The 16,132-nt window shown below is 71.5% G+C and carries 11 protein-coding genes; 7 read left to right on the top strand and 4 right to left on the bottom strand.

Annotation, left to right across the window (positions count from 1 at the left end; genetic code table 11):
* Positions 1-272: 272 nt before the first annotated feature.
* Positions 273-1,286, bottom strand: coding sequence for a hydroxyacid dehydrogenase (locus tag IE255_RS19095; protein ID WP_190051524.1), 1,014 nt, complete (start codon positions 1,284-1,286; stop codon positions 273-275).
* Positions 1,287-1,917: 631 nt separating this feature from the next.
* Between IE255_RS19095 and IE255_RS19090 the strand changes: the two genes are divergently transcribed.
* From IE255_RS19090 to IE255_RS19060, 7 genes are all read left to right on the top strand, one after another.
* A complete protein-coding gene (locus IE255_RS19090) occupies positions 1,918-3,267 on the top strand; it encodes an extracellular solute-binding protein (protein ID WP_190051523.1) in 1,350 nt (449 codons plus the stop codon).
* A complete protein-coding gene (locus IE255_RS19085) occupies positions 3,264-4,259 on the top strand; it encodes a carbohydrate ABC transporter permease (protein ID WP_190051522.1) in 996 nt (331 codons plus the stop codon). The genes IE255_RS19090 and IE255_RS19085 overlap by 4 nt, the downstream gene beginning before the upstream one ends.
* Positions 4,256-5,119, top strand: a complete 864-nt coding sequence (locus tag IE255_RS19080) for a carbohydrate ABC transporter permease (protein ID WP_190051521.1) — start codon at positions 4,256-4,258, stop codon at positions 5,117-5,119. The genes IE255_RS19085 and IE255_RS19080 overlap by 4 nt, the downstream gene beginning before the upstream one ends.
* A 33-nt stretch (positions 5,120-5,152) precedes the next feature.
* Positions 5,153-6,685, top strand: coding sequence for a glycosyl hydrolase family 28 protein (locus IE255_RS19075; protein ID WP_190051520.1), 1,533 nt, complete (start codon positions 5,153-5,155; stop codon positions 6,683-6,685).
* Positions 6,686-6,711: 26 nt separating this feature from the next.
* A complete protein-coding gene (locus IE255_RS19070; protein WP_190051519.1) occupies positions 6,712-10,053 on the top strand; it encodes an alginate lyase family protein in 3,342 nt (1,113 codons plus the stop codon).
* Between the two features lie 25 nt (positions 10,054-10,078).
* Positions 10,079-11,326 carry an alginate lyase family protein gene (locus IE255_RS19065; protein WP_190051518.1) on the top strand — a complete coding sequence of 416 codons (1,248 nt, stop codon included), beginning with the start codon at positions 10,079-10,081 and terminating at the stop codon, positions 11,324-11,326.
* Between the two features lie 161 nt (positions 11,327-11,487).
* The gene (locus IE255_RS19060; protein WP_190051517.1) at positions 11,488-13,089 is read left to right on the top strand and encodes a carboxylesterase/lipase family protein; all 1,602 of its coding nucleotides are present in this window, start codon (positions 11,488-11,490) and stop codon (positions 13,087-13,089) included.
* A gap of 22 nt (positions 13,090-13,111) precedes the next feature.
* Here the strand turns inward: IE255_RS19060 and IE255_RS19055 are convergent, their stop codons facing one another.
* From IE255_RS19055 to mmuM, 3 genes are all read right to left on the bottom strand, one after another.
* A complete protein-coding gene (locus IE255_RS19055; RefSeq protein ID WP_190051516.1) occupies positions 13,112-13,912 on the bottom strand; it encodes an SDR family oxidoreductase in 801 nt (266 codons plus the stop codon).
* A 54-nt stretch (positions 13,913-13,966) separates the two neighbouring features.
* Positions 13,967-15,028, bottom strand: coding sequence for a LacI family DNA-binding transcriptional regulator (locus IE255_RS19050; protein WP_190051515.1), 1,062 nt, complete (start codon positions 15,026-15,028; stop codon positions 13,967-13,969).
* Positions 15,029-15,181: 153 nt separating this feature from the next.
* Positions 15,182-16,093 (bottom strand): homocysteine S-methyltransferase, encoded by a 912-nt coding sequence (mmuM, locus tag IE255_RS19045; protein WP_190051514.1) that lies wholly within the window; start codon positions 16,091-16,093, stop codon positions 15,182-15,184.
* Positions 16,094-16,132 lie beyond the last annotated feature (39 nt).

Here is a 16,132-nt window from a genome sequence, read left to right as displayed (position 1 = left end):
CGGTGTCACGCGATCCGGTGTCACGCGATCCGGTCCGGTCGCGAATCGAGCCGCCGCGGTCCGGACGTTCCCCGCCCGGTCGCGCCGCTGGTCGGACCCACGCCCGCGCCGACGCCCGCGCCGATGCCGGTTCCGGCTCCGGCTCCGGTGCGGAAACCGTATCCCATCGTCACCCCAGGCAGGAGGGCCTGTGGACAACGGTCCGAAGGCCCTGCCCGCCACGGTGCCGGCTCGGGCCCGCCGGCGGGCCGGACGGCCCGCCCGCCACGGCGTCACGCCACCCGCGCGAGGTCCGCGTGCCGCACCTCGTGCTCCGGCGGCAGGCCCGCCACCAGGCGCTCCAGCTCCTCCACGACGATGCGGCCCAGCCGCTCCAGTTCGGTGCCGAGGGAGCCGGCGATGTGCGGCGTGAGGAACACGTTGGGCAGGTGGTACAGCGGGGAACCGGCGGGCAGCGGCTCCGGGTCGGTCACGTCGAGGACCGCGTTGAGCCGGCCGGAGACCAGCTCGTCGGTGAGGGCCTCGTGGTCGACCAGCGCACCGCGGGCGGTGTTGATGAGCACGCCGCCGTCCCGCATCAGGGCGAGCCGGTCGCGGTCGAGCATGTGGTGGGTCTCGGGGATGTCGGGGGCGTGCAGGCTCACGATGTCGCTGTGCCGGAGCAGGTCCTCCAGCGACAGCGACTCGGCACCGAGGGCGGCGGCCTCGGCGGGGCTGACGTACGGGTCGTGGAGCAGGACGGTGAGGTCGAACGGCCGGAGCAGCTCCAGCAGTCTGCGGCCCACGCGGGACGCGCCGATGACACCGACCCGGCGGCCGAGGTTGCCGGTCGCGGCGGTCTCGGCGGGGCTGGGGTAGGCGTGGGTGCGGCGGAAGCGCTCGCGGTGGTCGAAGGCGTCCTTGCCCGCCAGCAGGATCATCGCGAGCGTGTACTCGGCGACCGGCAGGGCGTTGCCCGTCACCGCGCTGTGGACGGTGACCCCGCGTTCCCACAGGGCCTCGCCGACCAGGGAGCGGACGGACCCGGCCGCGTGCAGGACGGCGCCGAGTTTCGGGACCGCCGCGAGGACGCCGGCGTCCAGGTGGGGGCAGCCCCAGCCGGTGATCAGCATCTCGGCGGAGGCCAGGGTGTCGGCCGCGGCCGGATCGGCGAAGTCCCGCACCACCAACCCGGGGTCGATGTCGGCCGTGCGCCTCAGCCGCTCCATCAGCGGCGGAGGGAAGAGCAGCGGGAGGTGCACCGGGTCCATCGCGAACACGGCCCGCGGCAGCTGGGGGCTGGGCATGACTCTCCTGGAGCTGAGGATGGAAAACGTTTCAGAAAGCGCCTTCTACCGTAGATCCGCCGGGAAGCGGCGGTCAATCGCCAGGGCGGGGGGTAACTCCGAAGGTGCCGGTTCGGGGCAATGGCCTCCTGGTGGCCACGTCGTGGCAGGAGAAGGCGGGGGCGGGGCAGGTGACGTGGGGGATCGGGGTGCTGCTCGGCTGTCCAGGGCCGATCCGTGTTCCGAGCCATGAGTCCGAGGTGTTCATGGAAATCGATTACTGAAGTTTCGGCGTGCCGGAGCCGGCGCGGTGCGTGCCGCCGTCGGCGTATCGCGGCTCGGATGGCCGGTGCAGCAACCGGTTCCCGGAATTGTTGCCGACTACATGCCCCGTTCACCCCTGGTCACGGCCGGTTCGGCTGCAGCTCCGTGGCCTGATCACTGCGGCCGAAACTGGAACTGACCGCGATCTCGGCCCATGACATCGAGGTTACACAGTCTTTTCGAAAGTTCGCCGGAGCTCTTGACGCGCCATCCTGACCGGAAGAAGCTCTGCCCCACGCACAACAACCGGTTGCCAAGCCGACCCGCATGGTCGGCGCTCCGGCACATAGCCGGTATCTCGAACAGCAGAGCAGGAGGTGGTGCGTTCATGCACCCACGTGCTGGTGCTTCCCTGAGCCGCCGCCGATTCCTCGCCCTCTCGGCAGCCGGCGCCGCCACGGGCGCGGCGTCGCTGAGCGGTTGCGCGATGCAGGTGTCCACCGGCGTCAGCGGCGGCGGTGAGACCGTCACGCTGATGGTCAAGCCCGACGACCTCTCCCCGGAGCTGGTCAGGCAGGCCCAGAAGGACATCGGCGTCAAGATCACCACGGTGAGGTACGACATCACCAAGCTGATCGGCATGATGACCAACGGCGCCCCGCCCGACCTGGTCCGCGGCGTCGGTGCCACGGACGCGCCCTACTTCGCGGCGCGGGACGTGATGGAGGACCTGGATCCTTACTTCGCCCGGAGCAGCATCCTCAGGACCGACGACCTCGACCCGGTGAACGACCTGTGGCGCTATGACGGCCGTACCCAGGGCAAGGGCCCCCGCTACGGCATGGCGAAGGACTTCTCCCAGGACTCCATGTTCTGGTACAATACCGCGCTCTTCGACAAGGCGGGCGTCGACTACCCGCCGGAGACCGAGCCGGTCACCTACGAGGAGTGGCTGGAGAACGCCAAGCGGCTCACCCGGCGCAAGAGCGGCCAGACGACCGTCTTCGGCGGCAGCTACAACGGCGTGTCCACCCCGAACCTCCTGGCGAGCCTGACGGTCGCAGCCGGAGGACGCCTCTTCAACGACGACTTCTCCCGGGTCGACTTCACCACCCCCGAGGCCCGCAAGGCCCTGGCCTGGTACATCGAGTACGGCCGGAGCAGGGTCGGCCCGAGCATCGTCCAGCCCGACCCCAACACCTGGGACGGACCCACCTTCCAGGCGAACCGGATGGCCATGTCCAACTCGGGCTACTGGCTCGGCGGCTTGATCAACACCGACAAGAAGCTGGCGCCGCTCGCCCGCCTCGCCCCGGCCCCGGTCTTCGAGGGCGGCCGGCGGGTCAGCCCGTGCCAGGCCGGCACCGGCCTGTGGATGCCGAAGAAGGCGAGGAACAAGGACGCCGCCTGGCGGGTCTTCGAGTGGTTCTTCGGCGAGGGGCCGGCCAAGGCCCGCGCCTCCAGCGGCTGGGGCATCCCCACCCTGAAGTCGCTGCGCCCGCTGATGCCCGCCCAGGGGGACTACCAGAAGCGGGTGCTGAAGGTGCAGAACGCCGAGCTGGAGCACTTCTCGGTGATCGCCTACACCCCCTACGCGACGGCGGACTCGCTCTACGCCCTCTTCAACCAGGAGGCCCCGGCAGCGATGAACGGCCGTATGTCCGTCGACGCCTTGGCGGGCCGCCTGAACTCGCTGATGAACGAGCAGCTGAAGCGCGGTAAGGAGCAGGTGGGATGACGGTCGACCAGATATCCGTCCCGGACCGGACCGGCCCGGCCGCGCGCACCGGCCGCGCGACACCGGCCCAGCGGCCCGGGATCTCCATGACCGCGCGCAGGCAGCGCGCTTTCTACCTGTTCACCTCGCCCTGGATCATCGGTTTCCTGCTGCTGACGATCGTCCCGATGGCGTACGCGCTGTGGCTGAGCTTCACCACGTACGACGGGATCTCGCCGCACTGGACGTACGTCGGCCTCGGCAACTACACGGAGCTGTTCTCCGATCCGCAGACCTGGAACTCCCTGGGCCGCACGGGCCTGTTCGCCCTCACCTCGGTGCCGCTGTCGATCATCGCCGGGCTCGGGCTCGCCGTGCTGGTCAACCGGCCGATCAAGGGGCGCGGGCTGTTCCGCACGCTGCTCTATCTGCCGGCCGTGGTGCCGCCGGTGGGCGTCGGCCTCACCTTCAAGGCGCTCTTCGACCAGAACTCCGGTGCCGCCAACGGCGTCATCACCCTGTTCGGCTTCGACGCGCTCGGCTGGCTCTCCGACCCCTACGCCCGTTACGTGCTGCTGATGAGCGTGCTGTGGGCCGCCGGAAACGTCATGATCATCTCGCTGGCGGGGCTCCAGGACGTGCCCCGGGAACTGCACGAGGCCGCCCGGATCGACGGGGCGAGCGCCTGGCGGACGTTCCGCAGCATCACCGTGCCGCTGCTGTCGCCGGTGCTGCTGTTCCAGACGGTGACCGGCGTGATCGCGTCCGTGCAGACCATCATGCCGCTGCTGCTCACACCGGAGGGCACGACGGCGGGCGTCACCGCGCTGCCGCAGTCGAACTACCTCTACATGATGCACGTGTTCTCGCAGTACTTCGCGCTAGGCCGCTACGGCTACGCCTCCGCACTGCTGTGGGTGCTCTTCGTCCTGATCCTCATCGCCACCGGGCTCATCTTCAAGTTCACGTCCGGCGTGGTGTTCTACAACGTCGACCCGGAGGCGAAGAAGTGACCGCCACCAGTCCGCTCCCCGACTCCGCGCCCCGGGCGCGGATCCGCGTCCACCGCCTGGTCCTCTACACGGTCCTCGTCGTCATCACCGGGCTGTTCATCGGCCCCTTCGGCTGGCTCATACTCAGCGGCCTGAAGACCCCGGCGGAGCTGGCCGCCTCGCCCGTGCACTGGCTGCCCACCGACTTCCAGTGGCACAACTTCGCCGACGCCTTCAACCTGATCGACTTCCTCGGCTACGCCCGCAACTCCCTGATCATCGCCCTCATCTACGCCACCCTCGTCACCCTCAGCTCGGCCTGGGTCGGCTTCGGCTTCGCCCGGCTGGACGCCCCCGGCAAGAAGACGCTGTTCGGCATCCTCATCGGCTCGATGATGCTGCCCCAGATGATCACCCTGCTGCCGACGTACTTGATCTTCGCGAAGCTCGGCATGGTCGACACGTACTGGCCGTGGGTGCTCTGGGGGCTGGCCGCCGCTCCCTATCTGGTCTTCCTCTTCCGGCAGTTCTTCGCCGGGCTGCCCCGGGAGCTGGAGGAGGCTGCGATCATCGACGGCTGCGGCTACGGCACGATCTTCTGGCGGATCTTCCTGCCGCAGTCCTGGCCGGTGCTGTCCGCGAGCTTCGTGATCGCCTTCACCTGGTCCTGGGGCGACTACATCGCCCCGCAGCTGCTGCTCTCCACCGACAAGTCCACCCTGGCCGTCGCCGTGATGTCCACCTACGTCACCTCGGCCGGCACGCCCGTCGCCAACCTCCAGGCCGCGGCCTCCGTGATGTACGTGGTGCCGATTCTGCTGATCTTCCTGATCGCCCAGCGCGGCTTCGTGGCCGGGATGTCCACGACCGGACTGAAGTAGCCCCTCTTACCGAACCTTTTGCAAGGAGTACGCATGAACACGCCCCTGTCACGCCGGACCACCCTCCAGGCCGCCGGTGTCATCGCTGCCGCCGGCTTGGCCGGCAGCATCGCGGGCACCGCGCAGGCCGCCGCGGCGGATGAAACCGGCACCACCGGCGACAGCGTGGTCATCCACCCGACGCTTCCGAAGGTGCCTGTCAACAACTCCTTCACCGTCAGGGTCCGGCCGGCAGGTGGCAGCTGGCACAGACTCGACGTCTACCTGGCCAAGCTCGCCCTGATCGACCCCGTCACCGGCAGCAACAGGGCCCAGAACTCCTCCTGGGCCGCCTTCGACTTCTCCGGCACCGTCGAGGTCGAGGTCACGTACAACCCGGGCGGCGGCGAGAAGGTCCGCATCCGCCCGGACTCGTACGGCATCAAGCCCGAGGTGCTCGGCAGCACCGCGCGCTTCACCCTGGACCGGCCCCGCAACCTCGTCGTCCAGATCGACGACAAGATCTTCGACTGCCTGCACCTGTTCGCGAACCCGATCGAGCAGGACGTGCCCACCGAGGGCGACAAGAAGGTCATGTACTTCGGGCCCGGTTTCCACACCCCCACCGACGGGGTGCTGAAGGTGCCCAGCAACACCACCGTCTACCTGGCCCCCGGTGCGGTCGTCCAGGCGCACGTGAACATCGAGGGGGTGGAGAACTCCCGGATCATCGGCCGCGGAGTGCTCTACAACTCCACGTCGGGCGCGATGTTCATCCGCAAGTGCGAGAACGTCACGATCGACGGCATCACGATCCTCAACCCCCGGTACGAGAACGTCAGGGTCGCCGAGTCCAGGAACCTCACCATCAGGAATCTGCGCGCCTTCAGCCACCAGGGCTGGGGTGACGGCATCCAGCTCTACTGCTCCGAGAACGTCACGATCGACGGCTGCTTCCTGCGCACCTCCGACGACTGCGTCGCCCTCTACACCCACCGCTGGGACTTCTACGGCGACACCCGCAACATCACCGTCAGGAACTGCTCCCTCTGGGCCGACGTCGCCCACCCGATCAACATCGGCGTGCACGGCAACTCCGAGAACCCGGAGATGCTGGAGAACCTGCGCTACGAGAACATCGACATCCTCGACCACCGCGAGCCGCAGGTGACCTACCAGGGTGCCATCGCCTTCATGGTCGGCGACAGCAACCTCGTCCGGGACGTCAAGTTCGACAACATCCGGGTGGAGGACTTCCGCTGGGGCCAGCTCATCCACATGCGGGTCGAGTACAACCCGAAGTACAACACCTCGGCCGGCCGCGGCATCGAGAACGTCTACATCAAGGACCTCAGCTACAACGGCAAGAACGCCGACCTCTCGATGATCGTCGGCCTCGACAAGGAGCACGTTGTCAAGGACGTCACCTTCGAGAACCTCCGCGTCAACGGCAGGGTGATCGCGGACAGCACGGGCAAGCCGAGGTGGTACCTGGCCTCGGACGGCGTGCCCATGTTCGTCAACGAGCACGTGACGAACCTCAAGTTCCTCACCACCGCCGAGGCCGCGGCGGCCGCCGCGTCATGAGCGCCGACCCCGTGAGAGCAACGCCCATGAGAACGATTCCCGCACCGAGCCGCCGGGGCTTCCTCGGCGGCGCGGCCGCCCTGCTGCTGGTGTCGGGCGCGAGCGGACTGCTCGCGTCCGGCACCGCCCGGGCCGCCGCCCAGGACAGCACCGGCGCGCGCGCCTTCACTCACCCCGGGCTGCTGCACAGCGCCGACGACCTGGCCCGCATGAAGGCCGCGGTCGCCGCGAAGGAGTCCCCGATCCACGACGGTTTCCTCGCCCTCGCCGCCCACGCGCGCTCGAAGGCGACGTACGCCGTGCAGAACACCGGCCAGATCACCTCCTGGGGCCGCGGCCCCACCAACTTCCAGAGCCAGGCCGTCGCCGACTCGGCCGCCGCGTACCAGACGGCGCTGATGTGGTGCGTCACGGGCGACCGGGCGTACGCCGACAAGTCCCGCGACATCCTCAACGCCTGGTCGGCGTCACTGAAGGCCGTCACCGGCGCGGACGGGCCGCTGGGCGCCGGGCTCCAGGTCTTCAAGTTCGTCAACGCGGCCGAACTGCTCCGGCACAGCGGCTACGACGGCTGGGCGAAGGAGGACATCGCCCGCTGCGAGGAGTCGTTCCTGCGCGTCTGGTATCCGGCGATCTCCGGCTACATGCTCTACGCCAACGGCAACTGGGACCTGACGGCCGTCCAGTCGATCCTGGCCATCGGCGTGTTCTGCGAGGAGCCCACCCTCTTCGAGGACGCGCTCCGCTTCGCCGCCGCGGGCGCGGGCAACGGCAGTGTCCGGAACCGCATCGTCACCGACGCCGGCCAAGGCCAGGAGTCGGGCCGCGACCAGGGCCACGAGCAGCTCGCCGTCGGTCTGCTCGCCGACGCCGCGCAGGTCGCCTGGAACCAGGGCGTCGACCTGTACGCCTTCGACGGCGACCGGCTGCTGAAGAACGTCGAGTACGCCGCCCGGTACAACCTCGGCGGCGACGTCCCCTTCGTCCCCGACCTCGACCGCACCGGCAAGTACATCAAGAAGACCGTGTCGGCGGTCGGCCGCGGAAACCTTCCGCCCATCTACGAGATGGCGTACGCGCACTACGCCGGCGTCCGGGGCTTCGACACGCCCTACACCAGGGCGGCCGTCTTCCGCGGCACCGGCGGCGCCCGGGTCGTCGAGGGCAGCAACGACGACCTGCCCAGCTGGGGCACCCTCACCTTCGCCGGCACGAAGGCCCCCGCCCCGGCCGTGCCCACGGCCCCGGCCGGTGTCACGGCGGTCGGCGGCGACAAGTCCGTCACCGTGGCCTGGCTGCCGTCGGCGTGGGCCGAGTCGTACACCGTCCTGCGGGCCACCACCGCCGACGGACCGTACGAGGAGATCGCGACCGGTCTCGACGAGCCGACGTACACCGACCGCGACGCCCGCCCGGGCAAGGCGTCGTACTACCAGGTCACCGCCACCAACTCCCAGGGCACCAGCGCCCGTTCACTCTGGGCGGCGACGGTCCCCGGCCTGCCCGACCCCTGGGCGACACGGGACGTCGGGGACGTGAAGATCCCCGGCTCGGCCGTCTTCGACGGCGAGCGGTTCCTGCTGGAGGCGTCCGGCACCGCCGACACGCACCGCCTGGCCTACCTGCCGCTGCGCGGCGACGGCACGATCACCGCGCGGATCGTCTACCCGCTTAGCTCCCAGTACTCGAAGATCGGCGTCACCGTACGGGCCGGCCTGGACGCGGACGCCCCCCACGCCGCCATGCTGATCCAGGGCCTGCCCCTGCACACCTGGAGCGGAGTGTGGTCCGTACGGGCCAGGGCGGGGGAGCCCGTCAAGGGGACCGGCAGCACGCCCGTGCCGCCCTCCCAGCAGCAGGCGATCACCACCAGCGCCGCCTTCCCGATCTCCTCCCTGGGCGCGCTGCCCGAGTCGGCGACCCCGCTGACGGCCCCGTACGTCGAGGGCGCGGGCGACGGCTACCGGCTGCGCATGCCGTACTGGGTGCGCGTGACCCGCCGGGGCGACCGCTGCACCGGCGCCATCTCCCCGGACGGCATCCGCTGGACCGAGGTCGGCTCCACCGACGTCGACCTCGGCGCCACCGCGTACGTCGGTCTCACCCTCACCTCCTGCCTCGGCGTCGACGAGGAGTACGCCGAGACCGGCACGGGCGCCTTCGACAACGTCAGCGTGGTCTCCCGGACCGCCGGCGAGGTCTGGTCGGTGCCGCGCCCCGCCCGCGCGGCCGGTGACCTGCGGGCCACCGCGGGCGCGGACGCCGTCGAACTGGCCTGGACCGACCCGGACCTCGCGGCCCGCTACAAGGTGCTGCGCTCCACCGCGCCCGACGGCCCGTACGAGACCATCGCCACCGGCATCGGCCCGGTCGGCTTCGGCACCCGCATCCGGTACGCCGACGCCACCGGCACCCCCGGCACCACGTACCACTACGCGGTCGCCAAGACCAACAGCGCCGGACGCGGCCCCCTGTCGCCGTCCGCTGCGTCGACGATGCCGATGCCGTCGACACCCCAACTCACCTCTGCCACCGCCGCGTTCGCCAACAAGGGCGTGCCCTTCAAGCACATCCTGCGCGCCACGCACGAACCCGTACGCTTCACCGCGGACGGGCTACCCGACGGCCTGCGCGTCGACAGGCGCACCGGCCTGATCTCCGGAACGCCCACACAGACGGGCGAGTTCAAGGTCACCACCAGCGCGGGCAACGCCGCCGGGGACGCCACCGGCACGCTGACCCTCACGGTCGGCACCCCGCCGCCCGCGCCCTGGACCTACGGCGACCTCGGCGACGTCGTCCTCGACGACCGCGCCTACGGCACCCTCGGCGTCGTCGCCGTCCGCACCCCCGGCAGCACCGCCCACGAGGACGGGACCTTCGTGGTGCGGGGCGCCGGGTACGAGCTCAACGCCAACAACCAGGGCATGACGGGCCAGTTCGTACGACGGCCCGTCAGCGGCGACTGCGAGGTCACCGCCCGCCTGGTCTCCCGCGCCGGAGCCACCGGCGACCGGGTCGGCCTGCTCATGGCCAAGTCCCTGTCGCCGTTCGACCAGGCGGCCGGGGCGATCGTCACCGGCGGCACCAGCGCCCAGCTGATGCTGCGCCCGACCGTCGCCGGACGGTCCACGTTCACGGGCAACGCGGCGGTCACCGCCGGCTGCCTGCTGCGGCTGAAGCGCACCGGGACGCACTTCACCGCTTCCGCCTCGACCGACGACGGCGCCACCTGGACCCCCCTCGCCGAGGGAGACATCCCCGGCTTCGGTGACGCCCCCTACCACGTGGGCCTCGTGGTCTGCTCCCGCAGCCCCCTGGCCCACAGCACCACCGAGTTCGACGAGGTGAGCATCACCCCCATGTAGCACTTCACGGATCGGAGAAGCACACATGAGCCGCACTTCCCCCCACACGCACCACGAGGGCGGCCAGGTGAGCCGCCGCGGTCTGCTCAAGACCGTCGGCGGCCTCACCGCGGCCCTCGCCCTCGGCGCCACCGCCACCGCCACCACGGCGGACGCGGCCCCGGCGACCTTCACTCACCCCGGCATGCTCCACAACTGGGGCGACATCAACCGCGCCAAGGTCAGGGTCGCCGCGGGCGACGACCCCTGGCTGTCCGGCTGGAACCGGCTGGTCGCCAACTCCCACTCCCAGTCGACCTGGACGCCCCGCCCCACGGCCACGATCATCCGCGGCGGCGACGGCCAGAACTACCCCCAGCTCTACAACGACATCCACGCCGCCTACCAGAACGCGCTGCGCTGGCACGTCGGCGGCACCGCCGCGAACGCCGACTGCGCCGTGCGCATCCTCAACGCCTGGTCGTCCACGCTCACCGAGATCACCGGAAACGCCGACCGGTACCTGGCCGCCGGCCTCTACGGCTGGCAGTTCGCGAACGCCGCCGAGCTCATGCGCGGCTACGCCGGGTTCGACCTCAACCGGTTCAAGACGATGATGCTCAACGTCTTCTACCCGCTCAACGACCGGTTCCTCCGGGAGCACAACGACGCCTGCATCACCAACTACTGGGCCAACTGGGACCTGTGCAACATGGCCTCGATCATGGCCATCGGGATCCTGTGCGACGACGGCGCCAAGTACGACCAGGCCGTCAACTACTTCAAGAGCGGCGGCGGCAACGGCCAGATCCAGCGGGCGGTGCCGTTCCTGTACCCGGGCGTCGAGGGCTACGACCTCGGCCAGTGGCAGGAGTCCGGCCGCGACCAGGGCCACACCGTCATGGGCATGGGCCAGATGGGCGCCCTGTGCGAGATGGCCTGGAACCAGGGCGACGACCTGTACTCCTACGACGGCAGACGGTTCATGAAGGCCGCCCAGTACGTCGCCAAGTACAACCTGGGCATGAACGTCCCCTACACCACCTACACCTGGGGCAGCGGCCAGAACTGCGCCCAGCAGTCCCAGACCGTGATCGGCTCCGGCTCCCGCGGCCAGGTCCGTCCGGTGTGGGCGATGCTCCACTACCACTACGGACGGCGCCTGCTCCTCGACGACAGGTACATCGCCCAGATGTGCTTCTCCGTCGCCCCCGAGGGCGGAGGGGGTGACTACGGCACCACAAGCGGCGGCTTCGACCAGCTCGGGTTCGGCACGCTGATGTACGCGAAGTAACCGTGTACCCCGAGTAGCCGTCCACCCCGAGTAGCCGTCCACGCCGTGTAGCCGCGTACGCCGAACAGCCCTCCCACCCGCTCGTGCACCGGAATACCGGGCCACAATGAGTTGCTCTGATCTTCACGGTGCACGAGCGCGGTGAGGAGGCTGGTGGACGGATGACGACAGTCCAGGCAGACCCCGTGGTGAGCACGCCCTACGGCGCCCTGCGCGGCCGGTACGAGCGCGGCGTGGCGGTCTTCCGCGGCATCCCGTACGCGGCGCCTCCCTTCGGCCCCCGCCGCTTCCGCCCGCCCGTGCCCCTGAAGCCTTGGGAGGGCGTCCGCGACGCGGGCGCCTTCGGCCCCACCCCGCCGAAACCGCCGTACTCCGACGCCTTCGCCCACTACCTGTCCGACCCGGCCGTGCCCGGCGACGACTGCCTCAACCTCAACGTCTGGACCCCCGCCCCGGACCCCGCGGCCCGCCTCCCCGTCCTCGTCTGGCTGCACGGCGGCGCCCTGACCAGGGGTTCCTCAGCCGTCCCCGTCTACGACGGGCATGCCTTCGCCCGGGACGGCGCGGTCTGCGTGTCGGTGAACTACCGACTGGGCGTGGAGGGCTACGGCCTGTTCCCGGACACGCCCCCGAACCCGGGCCTGCGCGACCAGATCGCCGCCCTGACCTGGGTGCACGAGGCCATCGAGGCCTTCGGCGGCGACCCCGGCCGCATCACCCTCTTCGGCCAGTCCGCGGGGGCGATCAGCATCGGCGCCCTCATCGCCGCCCCGCAGACCCAGGGGCTGGTCCGCCGGGCGGTCCTCCAGAGCGGTCCGCCCGAGGCGTCCGAGCGGGCCAAGGTACGGCGGATGGTGCGCCGTATGGCCTCCCGGCTGAAGATCCCCGCCACCGCCGAGGCCTTCGCCGCCGTCGACCGCGACCTGCTGCTGCGCACCCAGGCCGAGGTGGGCAGGCTCAGCAGCCCGGTGCTCGGCGGCCCCGCCTTCGGCATCGTCGTCGACGGCGACGTCGTCCCGCGCGACCCCCTGGACGCGCTCGTCGAGGGCGCCGCCCCGGGCGTGGAGCTGCTGATGGGCTGGACCCGCGACGAGTACCGGCTCTGGCTGGTGCCGGGCGGCCTCGTGGACCGGGTGGACCGCCTGGGAGCCGTCGCCCTGGCCGGTGCCATGGCCCGCTGCCACTGCGGCAGCGAGGTGCCGCGCGGCTACCGCGCCCTGCACCCCGAGGCCGGCCCGGCGGAGATCGTCGGCCAGCTCGTCACCGACCACCTCCTGCGCATCCCCCTGCACCACCTGGCCGACGCCCGTACCGAACCGTCGTACGTCTACGAGTTCGCCTGGCCCTCTAACCTGCCCGGCCTCGGCGCCTGCCACGCCCTGGAGCTCGGCTTCGTCTTCGACACCGGTGACGTCCCGGAGTCCCGGAAGCTCGCCGGGGAGGGCGCGCCGCAGGAGCTGGCGGACGCGATGCACGCGGCGTGGGTGCGCTTCGCGGCGGACGGCGACCCGGGCTGGGAACGCTGGGACGCGGGGCACCCGGTGCGGGTGTTCGGAGACCGCGCCCCGGACGCGCCGGACGGCCTCGCCTACACCGCGTACGGCCCCCGGGACCGCGAACTCGCCCTCTGGGCGACCGACGCCGCCACACCTCCGGAACCCCCGTCCGTAGTGCCCTCCGCCGACGGCGCGCTCCCACGCGGCACGGAACTCCGCTCGGCCGTACGACGACTCCGCCGCTCCGGCGCGCTGCGCCGCCACTGACCGTTCGCCGGGGCCCTCGGGCTCAGCCCAGCCCTCCGTTGCTCTGGAGCAGCTGGCCGTTGATCCAGCCGCCTTCCGGCGAGCAGAGGAACGTCACGAGGTGCGCGCAGTCCTGGGGCGTGCCGAGGCGGCCCAGGGGCGTGTAGCGGGCGATGTCCGTCTTCTGTTCCTCTGTCATCCACCCCGTGTCGGTCGGCCCGGGATTGATCGCGTTGCAGGTCACCCCGAGGTGAGCGAGCTCCCGGGCGGCGGCCAGCGTGATCCGGTCCATCGCGCCCTTGCTCGCGCCGTAGGGCAGGTTGCCGGCGGTGTGGTCACTGGTCAGGCTGACGATCCGCCCGCTGCCGTGCCGCCCCTGGAACCGCAGCCCGTACTCCCGGATCAGCAGCCACGTCGCCCGCGCGTTGACCGCGAAGTGCAGGTCGAAGCTCTCCACGGTGGTGTCCAGCAGCCCGGAGTCGACCGACTCGCAGTGGCACAGCACCAGCGCGGTCACAGGGCCCAGTTCGCCCTCGACCCGGTCGAACAGGCCGGCCGGCACCGCCGGATCGCTCAGGTCCGCCTCGACCGCGAGGGTGCTCGCGCCGAGCGACGCCGCCTTCCTCCGCAGTTCCTCGGGCGCCCCGGGCTGCGAGCCCCACCGCATCCGGGCGTCGTAAGGGGTCCAGTACGTGAACGCCACGTCCCAGCCTGCCCGGGCCAGGTCCAGGACCACGGACGCGGCGATGCCCGCCGTCCGTCCGGCCCCCGTGACCAGGGCGAGCGGGCGCCCGGCCGTGCCGTCCGCGCCCTGTGGGCCGTTCCTGTCCGTCGTGGCAGTCATGATCGCCATCCTGGGCCGACACCGCCCGCCTCGGCACCCCGTTTTCCGAAACGACTAGCGCGGCGAAGAGGGCGCCGCCACCGAGTCCCGTACCACCACGTGCGTGCCCAGCAGCAGGTGCTCGTCCGGGGCGCCCGGGGTGCGTTCGAGGGCCGTGCGGACGGCCAGGCGGCCCAGCTCCTCGTAGGGGACGTGGACCGTCGTCAGGGCGGGGTGCAGGTCGCGGGCGAAGGGGATGTCGTCGTAGCCGGCGAGGGAGACGTCGCCCGGCACCGTCAGGCCCGCCTCGTGCAGGGCGGTGAGGGCGCCCGCCGCGACCATGTCCGTGGCGGCCACCACCGCCGTGAACTCCAGGCCGTCCTTGAGGGCCTGCTGCATCAGGCGGTGGCCCGCGTCGCGTGTGAAGTCGCCGTGCAGGAGGAGCGACGGGTCGGGGGTGAGGCCCCGGGCCCGGTGGGCCGCGAGGTAGCCGCGCTCGCGGCCCAGGGCCGTGGTGTGGTCCGCCCGGCCGCCGAGGAACAGCACCCGGCGGTGGCCCTGGGCGAGGACGTGCGCGACCAGCGTGTAGGCGCCGCCCTCGTTGTCGTACTCGATGACCGTCACCGGGGCGCCGGGATCCAGCGGCGGCCGGCCGCACAGGACCAGGCGGGAACCGGCCGAGGCGAGGGAGTCGGCCATGCGGTGGGTGCGCTCGCGGTACTCGGGGGTGTCGGCCGTGCCGCCGACCAGGATCACGGCGGCTGCCCGCTGGGCGCGCATCATCTCGACGAACTCCAGCTCGTGCCGGACGTCGCCCTCCGTGCTGCACACCAGGCACAGGTGGCCGAGCCGGGTCGCCTCGCGCTCCACGCCGTGGGCCATGTGCGCGAACGACGGGCCGGTGATGTCCTCCAGCACGAACGCCAGCGTGGGCGTGCCGGCGCCCGCGATGGCCTTCGCCCGCGCGTCGGCCACGTAGTCCAGCTCCCGGACCGCCCGCATCACCCGCCCGCGCGTCGCCGCGCTCACCGGGTACACGCCGCCCAGCACCCGGGACACCGTCGACGCCGAGACCCCCGCGCGCGCCGCCACGTCCCGGATGGTGCTGCGGCCGGCGTCCCCGCTCTTCCTCGTCATGCCTGCCTCGTCTCTCCCGGGCACCGGTCCGCGCCCACCCCCTCGGGAACTGCGGCAACGCCGTAGCAACCGGTTCCCACGACGGAGGCTAGCAGTGGAGGAGGGAGGGGAGGAGGGGTGTGCGCCGACTCGTGGCAGAGCGCGGACGCGGCCCTACGCCGCCTGCAGCGCCCCCGCGATCCCCGAGATCGCCTCCGGCCCCACCCGGCAGCAGCCGCCGATCAGCCGGGCCCCCGCCTGCCGCCAGCCCTGCACCTGGTCGGCGGTGAAGGAGGAGCGGCCGGTCCAGGCACGCGCCCCGGCGTCCCAGGTCTCGCCGCTGTTGGGGTAGACGACGACCGGCTTGCCGGTGACCCGGGCCGCGGTCGCCGCGGCGGCGTCCACGTCCTCGGGCGCGCAGCAGTTCACGCCGACCGCGATCACCTCGTCGGCGTCGGCGGCCAGGGCGAAGGCCTCCTCCAGCGGCTGCCCGGCCCGGGTGCGGCCGCCCGCGACGGAGTACGTCAGCCAGGCCGGCACGCCGAGCCCGCGTACCGCCCGCAGCAGGGCCGCGGCCTCGTCGGCGTCGGGGACCGTCTCCAGGGCGAGCACGTCGGGGCGGGCCGAGGCCAGCACCTCCAGGCGGGGCCGGTGGAAACGCTCCAGCTCGTCCACCGTCAGCCCGTAGCGGCCCCGGTACTCCGAGCCGTCCGCGAGCATCGCCCCGTACGGGCCGGCCGAGGCCGCCACCCACAGGGGCCGCGAGACGCGGGCGCGGCGGGCCGCCTCCCGGGCCAGCTCCACGCTGAGCGCCATGAGTTCCGCCGCCCGGTCGTGGTCGATCCCGCGCTTCGCGAAGCCCTCGAACGTGGCCTGGTAGCTGGACGTGATCGCCACGTCCGCGCCCGCCCGGAAGTAGGCGAGGTGCGCCTCGGTGACCGCCTCCGGCCGTTCGGCGAGCAGCCGCGCCGACCACAGCTCGTCGCTCAGGTCGTGCCCGGCCGACTCGAGCTGGTTGGACATGCCGCCGTCCAGGACGACCGTCCCGGCGGCGAGGGCTTCGGCGAGGGTGAGGGTGCTCGTCATACCGGTGACGGTAGTCGAGATCCGACGGCGGACCCCAGC

Origin of the sequence: Streptomyces lomondensis (genome assembly GCF_014651035.1) — a bacterium.
In the GTDB taxonomy this organism is placed as follows: Bacteria; Actinomycetota; Actinomycetes; order Streptomycetales; family Streptomycetaceae; genus Streptomyces; species Streptomyces lomondensis.
Note: the sequence above shows the minus strand (reverse complement) of the source record. Positions and strands in the feature narration are given on the sequence as shown.